The organism is Blautia sp. CGZ-1-C1 (assembly GCF_056504575.1).
Window position 1 is genome coordinate 22,193 of the sequence record NZ_JBWLUT010000073.1, and the last position, 21,486, is coordinate 43,678.

A 21,486-nucleotide genomic window follows, 5' to 3' on the forward strand; every position below is an offset into this window, starting at 1 on the left:
TTAAATTTCCCCCTCTTCTACAAATTCTGCTATATCTGTATTTTTTCTCTTATCAACCAATTTTGTTAGTGCGTTAATTGATGGATTCATAAAGACCTCTTTCATGCGTACCTCTATTCCGCAACGAGCATTAATAGCCGCAACAAATCTAGCCGCAAGCAAGCTGTCTGCACCTATCTTAAAAAGGTTCTCATCCAAATCAGCCACTTTATTTTTCAATAGCTCCTCCCAAATCATCAGTACAATATTTAATACTTTGTCAGACATTATTTCCACACTATCAGTTTTCTGATATTCTGCCAATCTTCTTCTATCAACTTTTCCATTTGCATTAAGAGGAAAATTTTCTAATCTGTTTATAGAATTCGGTATAGAATACTCAGGAAGATGTATCTTAAGATAATCTTCTATTTCACTCTCTGCAATGTACTCTCCCAAGTAAAATGCAACTAATTCTTTATGGTATTTATCCCCCTGAGCAACAACTACGGCTTCTTTTATTCTTGAAATACTTTTTAATACACTTTCAATTTCTCCCAACTCAATTCGATGTCCACGTATCTTTACTTGGGTATCCATTCGCCCTAAAAACTCTATCGTTCCATCTGCCCATCGCCTTCCCCGATCTCCTGTTCTATACCAACGTTCCCCTTTTACATCCGTAATAAACTTTTTCATTGTTAGCTCTTCATCATTAATATAGCCTTTCGCCAGACTTCCACCTCCAATTTGCAATTCACCAGGAATATCAACTCCGCACTCCACAAAATTTTCATCCGTAATCCTATATTTCTGTTTTGGTAATGCTTGCCCATAAGGAATAGAATTCCACAATTTATCTACTTTTGAAACGCAATAATAGTTGGACCAAATTCCGCCTTCTGTCGCTCCGCCCAACGCTACAAATTGCGAGTTTGCTGAAGTTACTTTATACCATTTCTCCGGTAAATATAAAGGAATCCAGTCCCCTGACACTAATGCCAACCGCAATTTACCAAAATGATTATTTTCCCCCATTATCAAAAACATGTCCAATAACGCGGGGGCACTATTCCAAATAGTAATTCCATAAATCTCTATCAGATTTTTCCATACTTCTGGATCTCTAAAGTCGTCTTCATCAATTAAAACAATTGTCCCTCCAACAGTTAAAAGACCAAATATGTCAAAAACCGACAAATCAAAATCAAATGCTGATATATTTAATACGGAATCTTCCGCACCAATATTCCACATATGTAAAATTTCTTCTATTGTATTCATTGCAGCCACATGACTCATTTCTACTCCTTTAGGTTCTCCGCTAGAGCCCGATGTATAAATAATATAGGCAGTATCTTTTGAATTATTTTCAATACACCCAGTCCATGGATTCTCTTCTAAAAAGGCTTCATCCTGCAATACAAGAGCCGGCTTGACATTTTCTATGATTTTTTTCCGACGTCCTAACGGCTGCTTCATCGCAATCGGAACATACGCTGCACCTATTGCAAGAATTCCTAACAATGCAGCTACTTGTCCAATACCTCTCGGCAATATAACTACAATCTTATCATTTCTTCTTACTCCTCTTTGCCACATATAGTTTGCTGCACGCAACGCATATAAACGCAACATCTTATAAGAAACTTTCTCATTTTCATAGATAAGCGCAATTCTCTCTGGATATTTCAATGCATTTTCATAAAATTCTCCATGTAATGTTTCCTTTCTATTAGAAAACTCTCGATCGTTCATCATATACATTTCCTTTCCTCAACTATTCCACATTCTTTTTAAGCCATTCTACGACTCTCACAATAACCTCATCTTCTATAGTACCGCCTTCATCCTTTAATGGAGAACTTACCTTAGAAAGTGAATGTCCCAACCCTTTAAACAAAATTATATCTGCATTATTCCTTGCTGCCTTTGCTATTTGCACAGCTTCTACCGGAGAAATCCATCCGTCATTCAAACCATGAAGTACTAAAATAGGTAATTGGATTTTTTTTATGTCATCTAATATTCCTGCCCATGTTTCTCCAGGAGCATTTTCAGCAAATCGAATTAAAGTAGTAGGATCTGCAACTATTTCATCTGCCAATGGTATCCAATTATCTATTATGCTGAATCTTCCTTTCCCTTCTGGATCAAGTTCTTCATTAAATTTCATATTTCCCTCCTTATCCGTACCAAGAATAAGTAAATACAGAGAGAAAGAGATAGATGTGGAGTCCGGTATGCAATTCAAAAAATCCGAAATTTCTAATATGCTATCATTATTGTTATCCAACTCTTTCAACTTTTCTACTGTAAGTTCGCGCAATATATAAGAGAAATAGGAACTCCATCCTTCTGCAATACCCGACTGAAGAATCAAAGCCTGCGCATTCGGAAAATCTGAAACTAAAGTTGTACAAACTCGTACTCCTTCACTCCATCCATAAAACAGAATTCCTTCCACTTCAGACAAGCCAGAAACAAATCTCGTTACCTCTCTGGCATCCCGAATAATTATTTCTATATCATAATTTTCTCTTTTATCATAACGAAATACCGCATATCTAGCTTTCACAAACCCTTCGCTCAATAAATCAAAATTACGGGATACTATACCTCCCATGGATTCAACTGTAGCGTGCCGATCAGATGGACCGGAACCATGAAATAAAATAATCGTTTTCCATTGACCTTGCCTTTCTGGCAAATCTAATTCTCCTGAAATTTTCATTCCATTTTCCAAAGTAATTTCCAATTCTTTTACAAACATATTTTTATTCTCCCTAATATTTTTCCATAAATTTCTTTATATTATTTACATAAGTGCCAAAAATATCAGTAATATATTGTTTATCAAAGATGTCAATAATATAATCCCATGAAATCTTCAAATATCCCAAATCATCTCTTACATGGTGATCTAAAACCACCTGCGGTGTTTGGCTTATCGCATATTCTTCTTTGAATGAATATCTTTTTTTTGTTACCTTAGACACATTCCCCTCCAGCATACAAGTAAACACTACTGGCATAATCGCTTTTCCTGCTCTACCTGAAGAAAGCATTTTTAATATATTGCTTCCTTCAAATTTTCTATATTGAACTAACCGCCACATCTGTTCTTGAGTTGCTCGAATAGCATCCAATAAAGAATCCGTTTTTTCTTGGTATGATATTACTGCATTGTTAGTAAATTCACCCAGTATCCCATTCACATCTTCATGCAATAACTGTCTATTAAACAATGTTACATTTATGGAAAGTCCTGGAGTTTCACTATATTGTGCCAGTGTTTTCATAAAAATTGTAGAAATTACTGCAGCAGGAGTAAAATGATAGTTTTTTATTTTCTGATATAATCGTTGTGTTTCTATAAAAGAAAAATCACATTCAATTCTATCAAATCTTACATTCTGCACTTCTGCAAATTTTTTCTGGTAATTCAGTTTGGGAAAGCTCGGCATATTTTTTACTTTTTCTTTCCAGTATTCTTCAGCTTCCAAATCTCCTTTATCTGTTTTTAATCTCATGTAATTCATAAAAGAGATTCGTGGAAATTTAACATCTTTTCCATAGTACAAACTGAAAATCTCGTTCAACAGTAATTTTGCACTCCATGCATCCAAAATAATACAATCAAAATCTACATGTAAAACACTTGTCTTTCCTGATGTTTTCCCAACGCAAAAATGGAACATGGGCCATTTATAATAATTATACCTATGATGACTTCTCTCTAGCCGCTTTTGCTCTCTATCATTCCCATCATATAATGAATAAACTGGCACAGAATAATATGGCACATTATCTAAAAAACTCGCTTTCCCCTCATGTGTTACAATCAACCGTAATGCATCATTTTTAGAAATAACCAGATTTATCATTTGCTCAAGTCGTTCAACATCCAAAGATTCTATTGTATATTCGATGTAATAATGCGCATTTATATTTCCCAACTCACACCCAGCCGTTTGTCCCACAACATAAGCTGTTTGTATTGATGTTAATGGAATCACATTTTTTTCGATCATTCGAAAGAAATCTAAAATTTGACCTTTAGCCATTTTAAGAATCCTTAATGTTTCCGGTGCCAATTGTCTGTTTTTAGATCTGTATCGAATTTTCTCCCCTTCTCCCCAAATTTGAATGCCATTCTCTCTAAGTTGCTCCAAAAACTCCAAAATATCGGTATCATTATTAAATATGTATTTACTCATTACGTTTCCTCTAATATATATCTTTCGATTTTGCTGATAGTCGGATACTCAAATAACTTGCCGATATCCATAAAACACCCTATTTTCTCCGTCATTTGGTTAGTAATTTGTATTGCCTGTATCGAATTTCCACCTATTTCAAAAAAGTTATCATTTATATCAATATTTTCAATTTTTAAAACTTCTCTCCAAATTGCGAGTAATTGCTCCTGAAGTTGAGTAAGCTGTTTACAATTATTATTCTTTTTAAAAATAGGCTTTCTATTTTTTTCTGCAACAATCAAAATTTTATGAATATCCTTTTTCCCATTTGAATTAAGCGGAATAGCATTCGTTTTAATATATTCTGTTGGAATCATATAGATCGGAAGATCTTTTTTTAACATTTCCTTATAAAACTTGTCTATCCGGTCACGATACCTTTTTTCCTCTACTAATACAGCACATATGTCTTCTATCGCATTATCCCTTTTAAAAAAAACAAACGCTTCAGTTATACCTTGAATCCTTCGTAATGCAGCTTCAATTTCGCCCAATTCTACCCGATATCCATTGATTTTTACCTGATTATCCAATCTTCCAAGAAATTCAATATTACCTTCATTCCAATACCGTCCCACATCTCCAGTACAATACAATCGTTCCCCAGTTCTATCTAAAACAACAAACTTTTCTTCTGTTTTTTCATTATCGTTTAAATATCCCTGTGCAACGCCATCTCCGGCAATATAAAGTGTTCCCGGTACCCAGTCAGGGCAATCTTCCATATTCTGATCCAGAACATAATACTTCTGGTTTGCAAGCGGTTTCCCATACGGAATACTCTTCCAATCTTCCGGCACAATCTCTGGGATCTCGAAATGATTGGACCAAATACTGCCTTCCGTCGCTCCTCCAAGTGCAACAATCTCAACATTCTGAAACAGATTACGGATTCTCCCCGGAAGTGAAACCGGAACCCAGTCGCCACTCATCATTACCAACCGCAACGATTGTGAAGTTACCTGCCTTTGATATTCCTCATATTCTGCCAGCATTTCTACAAAAGCTGGCACGCTGTTCCATACGGTAATATTCTCATGATTCAACCAGTGAATCCAATGCGCTGGATCTTTTCCATATTCCGGATCCGGAAGAACCAATTTCCCACCTGCGCCTAAAACGCCAAAAACATCATAAACAGACAGGTCAAAATGAAGATTGGAGATTCCAAACGCCGTATCCTGTTCTGTAATCTGATAGCGTGCATTGATATCCAGTATTGTATTCACTGCATTATGGTGAGTAATCATTACTCCTTTCGGCATCCCGGTTGTTCCCGACGTATAGATTACATACGCAAGGTCTCCCGCCTTATTCTCCTGTGCTTTGTATTCAGAATCGGTTTTTAATCCAGACACAGAAATACAATCCCACTCGTGCAGCCATTCGGTATCCTGATCATACGCCTGATTCTGCACAAGAATGATTCTTGTTCCACTGTCACGGAGAATCTTTTCAACTCGTTCTCTCGGATTATGGATATCTATCGGAAGATATGCGGCTCCGGCAAACAGGATTCCATAAACAGCAACTACCTGCTCCCACCCTTTTTCCATAAATACAGCTACCGTCTCTTCTTTTTTTATTCCCATGCTCTTCAACTGCCCGGAAATGTAAAACGCCTCTTCTTTTATCTCCCGATAAGTCATCCGCCTGCTGCACGTTACCAGCGCCTCCTTATCCGGAAATTTGTCTGCCGCCTCCAAGAATAATCCATCCAACGTTTTCTCTTCAAATTCAGCCGCCGTTTCATTCGCCTGACGCCGTTTTTCTGAAATTTCCGCTGTTACCAGACTTGCCGTTTTTTCCTGCATGATCTCCGGATGAACTGCTAGCGTATGAAGCAGGCCGGTATATGCCCGGAACATCTCATCCAGCATTCCCGGATAAAATAATTCGTCCACGGAATCCCAAAACAGGCATAAACAGCCATCCATTTCAACCACCTGATGATCCAGCCACACCTGCGGCGTCTGTGAAATGTTATAGTTCAGTTTTCCAAGCCACTTTCCTTCATTCCACTGCTCCACGCCAAGGCCACTGGTAAACACTACCGGCATAATAGCGCCCCGCATATTTCCAGTCTTTTTCTTTAATTCGCGCTCCAGTTCAACCGCGCCATAAGCTGTATGCTCCAGATCTTCTGTAAGCTGCTTCTGAATTGCCTTTGTCCTTTCCGCAAAATTATTCCCTGCATTCTTTATCTCCAGCAATGTCAGTGTTGTAAAATCTCCAACCAGATTGTTCACTTCCGGATGCAATTGTTTCCGGTCAAACTGCGTCAGATTAAGTGTAAAACCCTTATTACTGCTCCACAAGCGGAGAGTCTCCGCATAAGCACTCATCAAAAGAACAGAAGGCGTTACCTCCAGTCTTCCCGCCGCGTCTTTTACAGACTGCCATTCTTTCTGTGACAGTTTTGCGCTCCGGCGACAGAAACGCTGCTCTGTAATCTGGCTTTCGTTCTTTGCAAGCGGCAGATCCGGTGCGTCCGCAAAAGTCTCCACCCGGTCTTCCCAATATTTTTTATCTTTCTCATAAGCAGAGGTAGACTTTATCTGCTCCAGTCCCAGCACGTAATCCCGGAAAGACAAAGTAATCGGCATTTCCGCTTTTCCATTTCGATATACTTCTGCCCACTCATTTAAGAGATGGAACATACTCCAGCCATCAAAGATAATATTGTCAAAACTGATATGGATTCTATGCTTCTGGTCCTCTATTTTAGTGATTCGCACATCAAACAGAGGCCATTCATCTGTCTGAATTACCTGATGAGACATCTCTGCCCGTTTTTCATCCAATGCCTTTTCTTTTTCTGTCACTTCCAATTGTCGGATATCCGTCACGTCAATATGATACTGGGGAGTATTCTCCAGTATGCGCTGCATACCATCCGGCTGGATAATAACACGCATCATCCCATGCCTCTGTATCAACAGATTCCATGCCGTCTCTGCGCACTCAGTATCAAGGCCGTCTGCATCCAGTTCAAAATAACAGTGCGTTGCAACATTCCCCAATTCATACAATCCGCTTCTGCCAAGCCAGTAAGCATACTGCACATCGGTTAATGGGAACGGATGATATGCTTCCTCCAGATTCGGTTTGATCTGCAGTGTATCTTCTTCTTTCTGTTCGGACTGTTCAATAGCTTTTGCCAGAGATTTTACGGTCAGATTTTCAAAAATCGTGCTGATCGTTATTTTGCAGCCGAAGGTTTTCTGTACTTCCGAGATCAACCTTGTGGCAATCAGCGAGTCTCCCCCAAGGCTAAAATAATTATCTTCAATTCCGATATTTTCATATCCAAATAATTGTTTCCAGATATCTAAAAGCTTTTCTTCTGTTTCTGTCGTTGCCTTTGAAAATCGGATAACCGCAGTTTCTTCTTTAAAATCTTCCCGCAATTGCTTCCTGTTAATCTTCCCATTGGACAATGTTGGGAGCTGCTCCATGAAATGATAATTCTGTGGAACCATATACTCCGGCAGTTTTTCTGACAGATATTCCCTTAGTGCTCCATTATGATAGGACAGGACAGACGCCTGCTGTCTGCTGCAGCATATACATCTTCCATATCTCTCTGTCACAGCACAGTCTTCGCCCAATCCTGCCTCTGATAAACATTCTCTCCACAGCAGGCAATCCGGGGTAACCAGCCCTGCTTCTTTTCTCTTGTCCCGAATATCCGCAAAACCATTTTCCAAAAAAGCCGCTGTAAGTTCCTGAAGGTATGTCCTTACCACAAGGTCAGTCATCAGCAATATTCCGTTTGGCTTCAGTAATTCCGCTACTTTCTTTACCGCATCCGCAGCATCAATATTTCTATGTAAAGCATTTACCGATATCACAATGTCATAACTATGCAAGGACATCTGCTGCTTATCCATGCCTTCTTCCAGATTCAGCATCTCAAACTCGACTCTCTCATATCCCGCAAGTTCTTTCTCTGCTTCCTGCAGAAAATATTTTGAAGAATCCGCATAAGTATAAGCCACGCTTACATCTTCCAGTGCATTCAAAAACTGTCTTGTAATTGCAGTGTCCCTTGTACCAATTTCTATAATCTGGAGTGGCTCTTTTCTGCGTTCTTCTGCCAGAAGCCTTAATCCCTGCACCAGTCTTTCCACTGTTTCCTCGCAGCCCGGAATCCTCCGAAGCAGCATATTCGGAGCCAAAGCCGGCTCTTTCTGGTAAAATACGTCCAGCGGAACTTCATTCCCAGTAACCATATGCTTCAGATACGGCTTCAGTTTATTAAAATACGTTTCCGTATCTCCAGCTTTTTCCGGTACAGCCACTTCCTTCCCGGTACGCGATAGTCTGCCGTCCTCTTCTCTCAGGATTCCTTCCTTCTTTAAAATTTCCAACCATCTTGCCACAGTATTCTTCTGTGTTTCCGTAATGCTCCCTTTTTCAAAAATTTCCTTCTGCGAAAGAACTTCCTTCTCTGATACAAAAATGCCTAACTCTATGAGTGTCTCCAGCATAAGCTGTACACATCTCTGGTCTGCATAGGCAAGGAAATTTTTGTATGCTGTCTTCCGTTCCTGCTGCATCTGCCAATTGCTGACATCATCCTTCAGTTCTTTCCAGCCCCCGCCAAAGATATCTGTGCCGTACAAATACGTTGTAACTTTAGAATCTTCCTGTATCGGCGCTCCGATATAAGCAGCCAGCGTTTTATTGCCATGACCATCACTAACTGTATCAACAACTGCATGAGCCACACCCGGAAACTCCTGAATCACATGTTCAATTTCTCCCAATTCAATCCTGTGTCCGCGAATCTTTACCTGATGGTCTTTTCTTCCCAAAAATTCAATTGTCTCATCATCCCAGATTCTTCCGAGATCGCCGGTCCGATACCATCTTCCATACTGATCTGTGATAAATTTCTGCCCCGTAAGCGCAGAATCTCCCCTATATCCTTTTGCTACACCAAAACCGCCAATCCAGAGTTCGCCTTCTGCCCAGTAAGGGCAATCCCTTCCATACTCATCCACAACACGATATGCCTGATATCTGAGTGGCTTTCCATAAGGAATAGATTTCCAGTTTTTCAGCATCGGCAGGGTAACATTCTGATAATTGGACCAGATACTTGCCTCTGTAGCTCCTCCCATAGCGACAAACTGGCAATCCTCTGTCCATGCCGCAACCCTCTGCGGGAGATTCCATCCCAATCCAATCTCCAGAAAGCATAACCGCCCTGATCGGCAGTTTCTGTTTCATGGATTCCGCCCGTATCAAAAGCATATCCAGAAGCACCGGCACTGAATTCCAAACGGTAATCTGATATTTCAACACTTGTTCCAGCCAGTAATCCGCATTCCTTCTCTCCTGCTCTGGAAGCAATACCAATGTTCCTCCTGCGCCTAAAATTCCAAAAACATCATATACCGACAGGTCAAAATCCATAGCTGATACAGCCAGCGCCCGATCTGCACTTGTCACATGGTACTTTTCATTAATATCCTGAACCGTATTCCATGCGCTTTCATGCGCAATCTCTACACCCTTCGGAACACCTGTAGAGCCTGACGTCATGATGATATAGGCGCTGTCCTTCGGCGACACCTCTGGCAGTCTCACATTTTCCTGTCCCTCTTCCATACCTTCCATCACAAGGATTTCCGTACCTTCCGGCCAGTCCAGTTTTTCGGATAATTCCCGATTCGTGACCACATAGCGGACTCCCGTCTTCTCATGGATTAACGCTCTCCGATCTTTAGGCTGGCTTAAGCTGACCGGAAGGTATGAATTTCCGGAAAGCAAAATTCCTAGTGCCGCCTCGATCTGTTCTATCCCGCGCGGCAGGGTAAGTGCAACCGGGACTCCCTTAATATCCTTTTCTGAAATCCCTGCCGCCACTGCTGTCGCCCGTGCTTTTAATTCCCCATAGGAAACCGATCTTCCGCTTCCCGCATCAATAAGCGCAATATCTTCCGGGCAAACTTCCGCATGGTTCATAACAGCCCAATGCAGGCATTCCACACGCTCCGGCACTCCTGTACGCGCTGTATCTTCAATTTCTCTTTTTCTTTTTTCAGGAAGCACATCAAATCGCTGATTCCAGTCCTTCTTTCCCAATTCATGCAGAAGATTCTCAAAACACTCCAGCATATCCGGGATCATATTCTCCGGGAATAACTTATCCACGCTGTCCCATGTAAGCTGTACGCCATTTTCATCTTCATAACTCTGGAAGTCATTCCACACCTGCGGCGTTTGGGAAATCATATAGGAAAACTGCCCCAGTTCTTTCCGGAACGTATCATTTACCAACGGCGTTCCCAGATTGCAGGCAAAAACAACCGGCGCCACTGCCGATGCGTCTCCATACATCTGTGCAAGATCTCTCTGGACTTGCACGCCGGAATATGCCGTATACTTCATATCCTCATGGAGTTGCTTCTGGATCCTGTCTAGCAATTCTGCAAACGTCGGATTCCCTTCGCAGTCAATCTCCAGCAATAACAGTGTAGTGAAATCTGCTATCACGTCTTCCAATCCCTGCTGCTCTGTTTTCCGGTTAAAAAATGGAATATTAATAAGGAAACGATGATTCCTGCTCCACCGTTCCAAAACCGTCGCATATGCAGTAAGAAGAACCATTGCCGGAGTTGTCTGGTATTCCTTTGCCCGTACTTGCAGATGAGCCCACTCTTCCTTGCCAATCCTTACAATCCTGCGGTTGAATACAGTCTTTGTCACTTCCTGCGGCCGTTTTGCCAGTGGCAGGCCTGGCCCTTTCGGCAAATGCTCCAAGCGTTTTTTCCAGTATTCTTCTGCATTGTTTCTCTCTTCCTTATCTTCCTCTTTCTGCCGTTCCAGATAAGAAGCAAAATTCCACCCTTTTGATTCTGCCGGAAGGCTTTCTCCGCGATAGGCAGCCGCCAAATCCCTCAATAAGATCTGCAAACTCTGTACATCGGCAACCAAAAGTGCCATATCCACGTGCATGCGTGCCCTATTTTCAGGAAAAAGCGTAAGCTCTATTCCTGCCACTTCGCCTTCCTCGATCTTTAGCTTCCGATGGGATAAACGTTCTCTGACAGATACTGCCATTGCCTCTGCTTCCTCAGATGACATCCGTGAAAAATCATGAACCTTTATTTTTTCGCAATACGGCTTATCCAGGATTTTCTGTGTCCCGTCTTCCAGAAAGCAGGCACGCAGCATGGGATGATGATACTGCAGCACATTCCATGCTTTTTCCAGACGCTCCGGATCTATATTTCCCCCATCAAACTCTAAATACGCATGACAGTCTATTCCTCCAAGAGCCTGTTCTTCATCCCTGCCAACCCAATATGCATACTGTATGTCTGTTAAAGGAAACGGCTGTTTCATATCCTTTTCCGGCGTTATCTTAGATTCTTGCGCCCGTTTTTTGCCCGTTTTTTTCTTCATGCTGCGCTGGATCAGCGCCCACCAGCCTTCAAGGGTAGGATTTTCCATCAATGAACCGAATGAAACCTTAACCCCCTGTTTTCTCCACTGGTTTACCAGACGCATGATCGTCAGGGACGAAAGCCCAAGCTCCAGCAGATTTTCGGAATCCCCCAAATCTCTGGCTACCGGCAGCTTTTGTTTGATCTGTTCCTTTATCTCTATATATTCCATGATTCTGTCTCCTTCTATTTTTCCTGTGCCATCCGTTCTAATGCTTTCTTATCTATTTTTCCTACGCTGGTCAGTGGCCATGTCTCTACCCGTTCTATCTGATCCGGCATTTTATACGCCGCAACGCCTATTTCCCGCAGGAACCTGTGGATTTCCTGTAAATCGATCCCGGCTTCATCATCGGTCACAAGGAATGCAGATATCCGGTTTCCAAGGGTTTCATCCGGAACGCCGACAACGGCTGCCTCTTTGATTTTCGAATGCCTGCAAAGGTAAGCTTCAATCTCTGAAGGCATGATCTTTTCTCCGGCGCGGTTAATCTGCTCTTTGATCCTCCCGCCCAAACGTAACCTTCCGTCTTTCGTCCACATAGCTTTATCGCCCGTCCGGTAAAATCCGTCCGGCGTAAAGCTCTTTTTATTCGCTTCCTCCGCCATATAATAACCATCAATCGTATACGGGCCTCTGGATAATAATTCCCCAAAAACTCCTTCCGGTACGGCCTTATCTTCTTCATCCACAATCTTCACTTCATCCGCAGGAGACACCGGAGTTCCCTGGCATCTTGCAATCAGGGAACCTTCATCCTCCGGGCTAGTAAAGGACAGTAGCCCCTCCGCCGTACCAAATACCTGCATCAGTTTACACGGCCATTCTTCAATGATCTTATCCGCAAGGGAATCTTCCAGCATTGCGCCGCCTACCTGCAAAATCCGCAGGCTGGATATATCAAAATCTTCATCCCATTCCAGCATTTCCATGCACACAGTAACCATAGCAGGAACCAATGCCGTTATCGTGACACCTTCCTCTGTAATTTCGTCAAGGATATCATCCGGGCTGGTCGCAGACGCAAGCACAACTTTTCCTCCCACGTCCAGCGTGCCTAAAAGCCCCGGGCAGCATAATGGGAAATTATGAGCTACCGGAAGAGACGCCAGATAAACGTCACTGCTATCCAGGCGGCATCTCTTCGCGGACATGCGGGCATTATACATATAATCCGTATGGGTGCGCGGAATCAGTTTCGGAACCCCTGTCGTCCCGCCGGACAGCAAAAGCACCGCCGTTTCATACCCATCCACAGCCGGAAATGCTCCATTTTCTCCACACGTTTCCGCAATCATTCCACTGATATCCCCGGATTCGCTATCTACAAATATATGCCGGATACATGAATATTTCTCTTTCATCGCATTTGCCATCGGCACATATGAAAATCCCAGATATTTCTCCACCACAATATAAGCGGCCGGCTTTGCCAGTTCAATAATTCCTTCCAGTTCCGCCTCCCTGTGGGCCGGCAGCATCATGATCGGCACCGCCCCTATCTTGGAAAGCGCAAAAAACACGACCACAAAAGAAATCCTGTTCGGAAGCTGTACAAGCACTTTGTCTCCCTTTAAAATCCCTTTACGCAGAAAAGCTGTCGCAAGACAATCTGCTTTTTGCTTTAATTCCATATAACTGATCTCCTCTTCGCTGTCCGTGACCGCAGTTCTTTCTCCATATTTTTCCGCCCACTTATCAAGCTGTTCTCCAAAACTACATCTCTCCCAACCTTCCAGATACTCATATTTGCTCATATCTTTCTTATAACCCATTTGATTTATCTCCTTTCTTATGCACCGCCACATACGCAGCATATCCTTTGATCCTGACCGGATACAGGAACCAGCCCTGATCATTCCTGCCTTTTTCTATAATTTCCCCGTTTCTGACAGAGAAGAAATCCATTCCTCTTCCTAATCCAATACCGAGCGCTTTTACATACGCTTCTTTGGCCGCCCAGTACTGGAAAAACAAAGCCGATCCTTCCTTTATTACATCTTCCGCTTCTTCTTCCGTATAAAAATTCCCGGCTATCTCCCAGTAATCCGGACATCCCGCCATTTCCTGCACATCCACTCCGATGTCCATTCCAACAGCGAATCCCGCCAGTATGAATTCTCCCGAATGCGAAATATTAAAATCTACGGTCTGCTTTCCTGCAATCTTTTTATGATAAGGCTTGCCCCGTTCACTGACAGAAAAATCAATCGTTTCCACATCTAAATATCTTTTCAAGAGAAGCCGCACGACAACCTTCCCGGCTATATAACGCATCCTGTCTTCCGAAAAGCGGAATCTTCCGACCTGCTCCGATTCCTGCCCACTCAGGATATACTCATGGTTCACCCAGAAATCTGTCATTTCCGGCCAGCAGATGCACCATATATGTATCTCATTTTCACGGATACAAAGTTTGCCTGCCGCCAGAAATTCCTTCGCTCCATACCGTTTAATCTCCATCTTTTATTCCCGGCAGGCGCCTTATAACTTCACTTATTACTTCGTCTTCGTAATCCCGCAAATAAAAATGTCCTCCCGGAAATATCCGGTAGCTAAAATCATTATCCGTATACTTTCCCCATTCGCAGATTGCGCTCTCATCCGCTTCGCCATCCTTTTCTCCGCCAAATGCAGCGATAGGCGCATGCAGTACTATTCCCGTCTTGTCATAATATGTTTCATCCATGGTAAAATCTGCCCGTAGCATAGGCAGAAAGAAATCCAATAATTCCTGATTCTCCAGTATCTCTTTTGGCGTCCCCTCAAATCTTCCCAGTTCCCTCTTAAACTCTTCATCCGGAAGATGATAGATCGGCTTCGGCTCCGGAATACTGGGAATCCGGCTACCGGAAATAAACAGACAGCTCGCTGTATATCCGACCGCTTCCAATCTCTTTTCCAGCTCATAGGCAATCTTACCGCCCATACTGTGCCCCCATAAGGCATACGGTCCATCCACAACCTCTCTTACTGCCTCTTCCAGATCATCTAACATAACCGGCATATCTATATACGGCTTCTCCATGATCCGTTCTTCCCTTCCCGGAAGCTGAACCAGACATACCGTTACTTTTCCCTGCATCTTTTTCGCCCACTGGTTATAAGCAGAAGCGCCGCCCCCCGCAAACGGCAGACAAAACAAAGTTATTTTCTCTTTGTTAATATTTTCTGTATTTTTTATCAACTTCAAATTCACTTTTATGTTCCTCTTGCATCATGTTCTTTTTTATTCTGTTTATTATCATTTTGTGATATGCTTTTCCCAAGCATTTCTTATTCCTATCCAAGATTAGTTAACTCTAACTCTTTGTCAAAAAAAATTTTTGATCCATCCCAATATTAAACCGGACGCCAAAACAATATGTGCTACCATAATCCCGTTTACGACCAGGAAATATCCGGTTACAGAAAAAACACCTGCTATCGCGCATTCAATAATTAAAATTGCCCTCGCGCGCATACCATAAACTTTCTTTTCTTTCTCATCCAGTTTCTTACTGCTGGCATCCACCGGTGCCATAACAAATATGACTCCAACTGCAGCAAGCCATATGATCCGTATTTGCCACATCACAGCCGAACCAGACGCCAGATACTGACCGCACAGAAGGACAAGGATACTAGAAACAACCATGCAGCTCCCTGCTTTTTCTAAATGAATCCCTCCGGCATACTGCCTTAGAACAGTAAAGGGCAATAAAAAGACTAGCATCTCCAGCCAATTCCCCGTTACAATGCCAAGTATGACAATGATAAGGTATATCGCCACCCTGCCCAGCAGTACGCCGTAAGCATATTCATACAGCCTGCGGTCTTTCTCTTCAAGAATCCCGTTCCTGTTTTGCACTTCAAAAAGCCAGCCGATAGTTTTTTTCCACACTAGAATTTCCTCATTTTCTTAACTTCTTCCGGCTCTTCTTCCTGATAGTACAGCCAGTTGCACGCCAGATTTGCCGTATATGCCGTCAGGCAGAGTGCAAGACAGTTTACAACTCCAAGTACTTTGATACCCAAGCTTTTTCTGATTGTTTTTTTCATAGTTACATGCCTCCATTTTTTTCCGATAGTTTACACAAAAATCGCCCTTTTTTCAATTACCGTGGCAAAAACGGTAACTTTTTGGGCGATTTTTGCACATCTTTATTTTATTGTAAAGATCAGCTTAACAGAGAACTCCTGTTCTCCGACCTCCACTCTCATAATTCCAGCATACTTTTTAACCAGTTTTCCAACCGTATGCAGTCCGATCCCGTGACTGTCTGCATCTCTTTTGGTGCTTATGTACCGGTCCTTGTCCTTTAACAGTGGAACAACATACCCGTTGCAAAATTCCATAACAAGGAAATGTTCCTCATTTCCCATATACATCCTGCATTCCACATATCGGCCATCTTTTGTCTTTTCTGCCGCTTCCAGTGCGTTATCCAAAAGATTACCTACGATTGAGATCATATCCAGTTCTTCCAGAAAGTCCAGCCTGAGATCATTACCCAGGGTAATCTTATAGGAAATATTCTTAGATTCCGCAAGGAATTTCCTTTCGCACAGGATGCTGTTCAAGATCGGGTGTTCGCAATACACACCTTTTTGAAGGCTCTGAATCCGGACACCTAAATGTTCCATAATCTCCTTAACCTCTTGATTTTCTCCTTCTTCCATCAAACCGGCTACTGTACAAATAAATTTATTTATATCGTGTAAGAATGCCCTGTTATCCTCATTGACCTTATTCATATACTGTAAATTAGCAATCTCCGCCCTGCTTTTCTGGTAAAGCCGGTCCATCTTCTTCACTTCTTCTGATTTCTCTACAAACCGGTCAAACACTGAGAAAATGAAGATATTCGTCAATAGCAGCAGCGAAGCTCCTACCGGAACCATAACCCTGTTCATTCCTTCAAAAGAAATATTTGAATAAAACACACATCCTAATATAATGATCGTAGCGGTTGGCAGCATGAGCAGCACAGTAAAAGTTTTATTCTCAATCGTCAGATAATTCCTTTTTCTCGTTACCTGATTAATGCATTTAATAAACAGAAATGTCATGGTACTCATCAGTAGTAGCGCTAATGTTTTTTCTATTTCCGTCCCAAAACCCTCAGATGCACCAGTCACGCCATACGCATTCGTAAGCGTTGCAAAGAGAAATTCAGGAATAATTGCCAGCACATAATAGCAGCATACTATAACCAGCTTCTTCCATATATTTCCCCGGAACACAACCATTGACACAATCATATACGTTACCGGAATCATTACCATATTAAATATTGAGGATTCCAAGTGGTTGATTCCGAGCATTATCAGCGCTACGACAAAATATATGAGAAATTTTCCCCAAAAGTTTTCTCTTCTGTATGGAAGCATGTTCTTTTCCAGATCTTCCAACAGATACATTTGAAGAAGGCAGATCAAAAAATCTCTTACTATCATACCATGCCGTTCCTTTCCCCAAGAAACATGATCAGAGCGTCAGCAAACTGACCTTTTCTCGACCTTGAAACATTCAATTGGATTCCCATCTGTAGCAGCGCCACATTCTTTTCCAATCCTTCCACTTTCGCCAGATTTACAATATAACTGTTATGTGCATACTCAAATCCCCTTCCGGCCAGACGTTCATATAAATCGCCTAAAGATTCCTTACAATGCATCTCATCTATCTCCCCCTGCCTAGCAACGTATATAGAGCAACCCCTTTTCGCCAGACAGATATATAAAATGTCTTCCGTATAGATACGAATTACTCTTCCCGCTGATGTAACCGTCACGGAAGAATCTCCACAGTGCAATTTTACTTTTGATAAAATTGCAGGGATTTCCCTTTTTAGACTTCTGTCATGCAAGTCTTTCATAATATACCGGAACGGCTGCCCAATATTGATGCTGTCTGAAGTCGGTTCAAAGTATCCGGAGCAGAACACCAATATCGCTGCCCTATTGTATTCCCTCAGCTTCAGTACCGATTTATTCCCATCCAATCCGGGCATACGCATATCCATAAAGACCAAATCATGCAAAATATCAGCATTTTTCAGTAGTTCCTTTCCTGACTCGTATTCATAAAACCGTATCTCGCTCTTAGGAAGAATCCCTTCCGTTTCTATAACCTTCTCTATTTTCTCCCTGTAATTTTTATCATCATCGCAAATTGCTATTTTATACATCTATGTCCTCCTAAGTTAGTTTACCCTAACCCTTTTTCATAAAAAATCCATCCTGCAGAATCTGAATCCTATGAGCATTTACTCTTCCTATAGTTCGGGTTCCAAATCTGCAAAGATGGGATCAGCAAAAAATTCCTGTATTGTGACATCCAATCCATCGCATATCTTTTTTATTGTAACTACGCCAGCATTCTTACTCTGACCATACAAAATATTCTTTAATGTTGAAGGAGGAACGCCAGAACATACCGCCGCCTCATTCACTGTGATATCTTTCTGATTAATCAGATCGTTTAAACGATATATGACCGCTGTTTTTATATCCACGGTATCGACCACCTTTTTTTCTTCTATTTTATATAAATCGGCTTTAAAAGGTCGCCCATATATAGTCTTTTTGATCTATGTACGATATTTTTTTAACAGTTTTTCTTATTCTAGCAGAAATCCGCTAAATTTCTATATTTTATTAGATACATGAAACCCTGTGAGAACATTTCTGATCCTACGCAGGGTTTTCCACTTTGTTATAAAATTTTTATATTTTGCAGTATGCTGGATCGGAGTTATCATTCAACTTTCCTTCTGCTGCCGATTGTAAAAACATATTTTTACGAATAAATATTCAGCAGTTCTTCCGGAGAAAGCAGTGTAATCCAAAAGGAAAGAAAATCCTTTTTATTCCTTGTCACACTCGCATCACACTGATTCGCCTTCGTACAAGTTGCAAGCAGGCAGTCTTCAAAATCAGATACTCTCTGCAAATAATCAGGCAGCACATCTTCGTTCGTCACTGTCAGCACTTTTGCTATGTCCAAAACGGAGCCAAGTGCCTTTCTATAAATTTATACCGTTCTTACATCCCGATCAGCTCCTCTCTCCAGCTCATCTTTTCCCTGCTTTTCTTGGATTTTTCTCTTATTGATTTCCAGTCGTTCATGAATAGATGGCTTCTTTGCCTTCGTAGTTGCTTTATTCTTTTCTGTTTGCATACTCGAAACTACCTTTTTCACAGCTTTGTCATTATCCCCTTTTGTCACATTCGCTGCTCTTGACGCTTCTACTCTGCTGTCCTGCTTTTCTGCAACCTGCCGTTCCTGCTTTTCCTGCACACTTTTTTCTTCCAGACTGCAAAAGCTCTGCAAATATGGCAGCACATGGTTCTGCATATCGGTCAGATCTTCCATACACTTCTGAAACTCTTCATTTCCCTTGTTTTTCAGATAACCAATCCAGCTTTCATCCGTAAGTTTCAGTTCATTTTGGAGTTTCAGCTGACTTAAAATACCGCCATTTCCTGTTCCAATATCTATTTTCCCTTTGAAATGTTGCAGCATTTTATCGCCTTTTTCCGCATAATATATAGTAAAAAACATCTGGGCTGTTACCATCGGCTCATCCGTCCTCGGATTACGGTCTGCGTACCATTCCTTATCCTTCTGTGCAGTACGGGAATCCAGATCTGAGAGCTTCTGACAGCGTGGTTCCATCAGCTCTCGCTTTTCACAGTAATTCACATACACCATCGGCTCTGTTTCTTTGGATATATCTGGTTCGTAGGATTTCAGCCGTTCCAGCAAAACACCTGCCCACACGGACTGCTCACAGTCTTCTTCAATCACATCCTTCAGAAAGGAAATATAAGAACCAACATTTCCACTTTGCAGATCCAGCATGACTTCCTGTATGGTATCCTGCCCTGGCTCTACATGGTCCCGATAGTCATACGGATCGAAGTCTTCCGCAATCTCATCCAATGCTGCTGCCAGTTCTTCTGTTGTCATTTTTTTCGGATACATTGCCTCACGCACATCCTGAATCGGGATATATTTATAATCAGGCAATGCTTTATGAATCTTCTCCAAACCTTCACGCACCACCGGCTGATCTTTTAAAAACCGCACATTATCCAAGAAGTCGCCGTGTATCGTTGTTCCCATTACAATCAACAGTTCTGTTTCATCAAACAAGCTATCCTCCGGATCACGATAAATAATCCCCATTCCACTGCCTTTATAAGCGTTTTCCGGATCTTCTCTGTACTTCTCATAGATTGCTGCGATTTCTTTCACATCTGTGCTTTTCTCATAAGCTCCCATATCATGAATTTCATCACATTCTGCAGCATAATATTCAAGATAAGCTTCTTTCTTAGGCGGCATATTATTGAGTACATTATCAATCATGTTATAATTGGCCTCTTCCAGTTCCTCCACCTTTGCCAATGGCTTATATTCGCCCTGGCTTTTCTGAATCTCTGCCATTACAGCTTCATCCATTTCTTCTACTTTTTCCATCAACTGATCATAATCCCCACGGATACGTTCTCCCGTCCAGCCTTCGTCTTCCAAAAGTTCCTCCGCCGCTTCTTCAATAGAAATTTCATCATTCTCATAAATGCCACCATCCATCAAGCGGAAATCTTCATCGTAAAAGGAATAATCATATCCTTCTTCTGTTCTCTGAATAGCAAAATATCGTTCTCCTACCTCATATGCCAGTTCACTAAGAACCTGTTCTTCCAGATTCAGGAAAGAATCCAGCTGTTCAAAACTGATACTGTCTACAAAATGAGCAGTTACCTTTTTCCCGTCATTCAGAACTATGATATCACTGACAGACAGGGAATGCCCACGGAAGTCTTCCGGTCTGTCAATGTTGAACTTTTCAAAAATATCATCCAGTGACATATTTCCTGATAATTCACCAACATAGACCAGCTTATAATCTTCTTTTTTTATCTGCATACCATGACTTTCAATAAAACTCATATTCATAAATGCATAGTTTTCTCCCGGTAAATCATCCCGAATCTGATAAATTCCAAATGTCCTTCTTGTTCCTAACAACAGATTTGCTTCTTTCAAAGATTGAATCTGTGGATATTTCTGCATTTCCCATTCCAGGTTACGGAAACGCTCCAGTTCTGTCATAGACATCTGATAATGCTCCGGTCCTCGTTCAATTTCCATGCGTTCTGTGACATACATAGGTGATGAAAAATTAGTGATCAGATAGATATCTGCTCCTGCATCGTATAATTTCAGTGCTTCTTCCTGCTCAATGACACTCATAGGCTCCTGAAATGCTCCTAAATTTTCTTCTGCATAATCTAGGTTGTTATCTTTTATCCGTTCCCACATCTGCGATTCCATTCCAAACAAACCGTCATGTGCCTGTATCATTTCTTTACTCGCATATTCACCTTTACTGCCAGCACTGCCAAGACAATAAATCTTAGAACCCATTCTGTGATAATCCAAAGCTGCTTCTTTTCTAAGTGGCACCATATCTTCTTCCATATATCCATAGTCACGTAATTCCAGCTTACCTATGGTTGGATCTGGCAGTTCTTGAATATCCATTCTTGCGTCATCCAGCAAATCCTCTACACCTTCTGAATCTGCCTGGCTCACTGCATCTGCCAGATTTCTTACCAAAGCCCTAACTTTCTCTTTCTCGCCGATCAGATTCGCATATTCAAAAAGCTGTTCTTTTACATCTGTTGATATTTCTATACCTCTACTCTCTGCCTGATTGATCTGTTCCTGCGTATATTCCTGCATTTTCTGCGTTTCTCTACCTATTATCCTGTTTCTTGCCATATAAGT

The 21,486-nt window shown here is 41.7% G+C and carries 14 protein-coding genes and 1 pseudogene; all 15 read right to left on the reverse strand.

Annotated features, from left to right (window positions below; genetic code table 11):
- The 15 genes and pseudogenes from AC058W_RS05380 to AC058W_RS05450 all read right to left on the reverse strand — a co-directional run bounded on the left by AC058W_RS05380 (position 1) and on the right by AC058W_RS05450 (position 21,480).
- Complete coding sequence (locus AC058W_RS05380) at positions 1–1,740, reverse strand: non-ribosomal peptide synthetase (protein WP_171030276.1); 1,740 nt, start codon at positions 1,738–1,740, stop codon at positions 1–3.
- A gap of 19 nt (positions 1,741–1,759) precedes the next feature.
- A complete protein-coding gene (locus AC058W_RS05385; protein ID WP_138344130.1) occupies positions 1,760–2,752 on the reverse strand; it encodes an alpha/beta hydrolase family protein in 993 nt (330 codons plus the stop codon).
- Between the two features lie 13 nt (positions 2,753–2,765).
- Positions 2,766–4,199, reverse strand: a complete 1,434-nt coding sequence (locus tag AC058W_RS05390; RefSeq protein WP_476389799.1) for a condensation domain-containing protein — start codon at positions 4,197–4,199, stop codon at positions 2,766–2,768.
- Positions 4,199–9,430, reverse strand: a complete 5,232-nt coding sequence (locus tag AC058W_RS05395; RefSeq protein ID WP_479389801.1) for an amino acid adenylation domain-containing protein — start codon at positions 9,428–9,430, stop codon at positions 4,199–4,201. The genes AC058W_RS05390 and AC058W_RS05395 overlap by 1 nt, the downstream gene beginning before the upstream one ends.
- A gap of 52 nt (positions 9,431–9,482) precedes the next feature.
- A pseudogene (locus AC058W_RS05400) lies at positions 9,483–11,873 on the reverse strand (condensation domain-containing protein); the annotation flags it as partial.
- A 14-nt stretch (positions 11,874–11,887) separates the two neighbouring features.
- Positions 11,888–13,477 (reverse strand): AMP-binding protein, encoded by a 1,590-nt coding sequence (locus tag AC058W_RS05405; RefSeq protein WP_476389406.1) that lies wholly within the window; start codon positions 13,475–13,477, stop codon positions 11,888–11,890.
- Entirely contained in the window at positions 13,467–14,165 is a 699-nt protein-coding gene (locus tag AC058W_RS05410; RefSeq protein ID WP_054335603.1) for a 4'-phosphopantetheinyl transferase family protein, read from the reverse strand. Before AC058W_RS05410 ends, AC058W_RS05405 begins: the two co-directional genes overlap by 11 nt.
- Positions 14,155–14,901, reverse strand: a complete 747-nt coding sequence (locus AC058W_RS05415) for a thioesterase II family protein (RefSeq protein WP_024720773.1) — start codon at positions 14,899–14,901, stop codon at positions 14,155–14,157. The genes AC058W_RS05410 and AC058W_RS05415 overlap by 11 nt, the downstream gene beginning before the upstream one ends.
- 114 nt (positions 14,902–15,015) lie before the next feature.
- Positions 15,016–15,585 carry an accessory gene regulator B family protein gene (locus AC058W_RS05420; protein WP_476389407.1) on the reverse strand — a complete coding sequence of 190 codons (570 nt, stop codon included), beginning with the start codon at positions 15,583–15,585 and terminating at the stop codon, positions 15,016–15,018.
- Complete coding sequence (locus tag AC058W_RS05425) at positions 15,585–15,743, reverse strand: cyclic lactone autoinducer peptide (RefSeq protein WP_015528432.1); 159 nt, start codon at positions 15,741–15,743, stop codon at positions 15,585–15,587. Before AC058W_RS05425 ends, AC058W_RS05420 begins: the two co-directional genes overlap by 1 nt.
- Before the next feature lie 102 nt (positions 15,744–15,845).
- Entirely contained in the window at positions 15,846–17,141 is a 1,296-nt protein-coding gene (locus AC058W_RS05430; RefSeq protein WP_117579908.1) for a sensor histidine kinase, read from the reverse strand.
- Positions 17,138–17,875 (reverse strand): LytR/AlgR family response regulator transcription factor, encoded by a 738-nt coding sequence (locus tag AC058W_RS05435; RefSeq protein WP_055059676.1) that lies wholly within the window; start codon positions 17,873–17,875, stop codon positions 17,138–17,140. The genes AC058W_RS05430 and AC058W_RS05435 overlap by 4 nt, the downstream gene beginning before the upstream one ends.
- 87 nt (positions 17,876–17,962) lie before the next feature.
- Positions 17,963–18,202, reverse strand: a complete 240-nt coding sequence (locus AC058W_RS05440; RefSeq protein ID WP_054337273.1) for a helix-turn-helix domain-containing protein — start codon at positions 18,200–18,202, stop codon at positions 17,963–17,965.
- 284 nt (positions 18,203–18,486) lie between these two features.
- Positions 18,487–18,693: a hypothetical protein gene (locus AC058W_RS05445; RefSeq protein ID WP_479389802.1), complete on the reverse strand. Its 207-nt coding sequence runs from the start codon at positions 18,691–18,693 to the stop codon at positions 18,487–18,489.
- 27 nt (positions 18,694–18,720) lie between these two features.
- Complete coding sequence (locus tag AC058W_RS05450; RefSeq protein WP_118037241.1) at positions 18,721–21,480, reverse strand: YodL domain-containing protein; 2,760 nt, start codon at positions 21,478–21,480, stop codon at positions 18,721–18,723.
- Between the last annotated feature and the right edge of the window lie 6 nt (positions 21,481–21,486).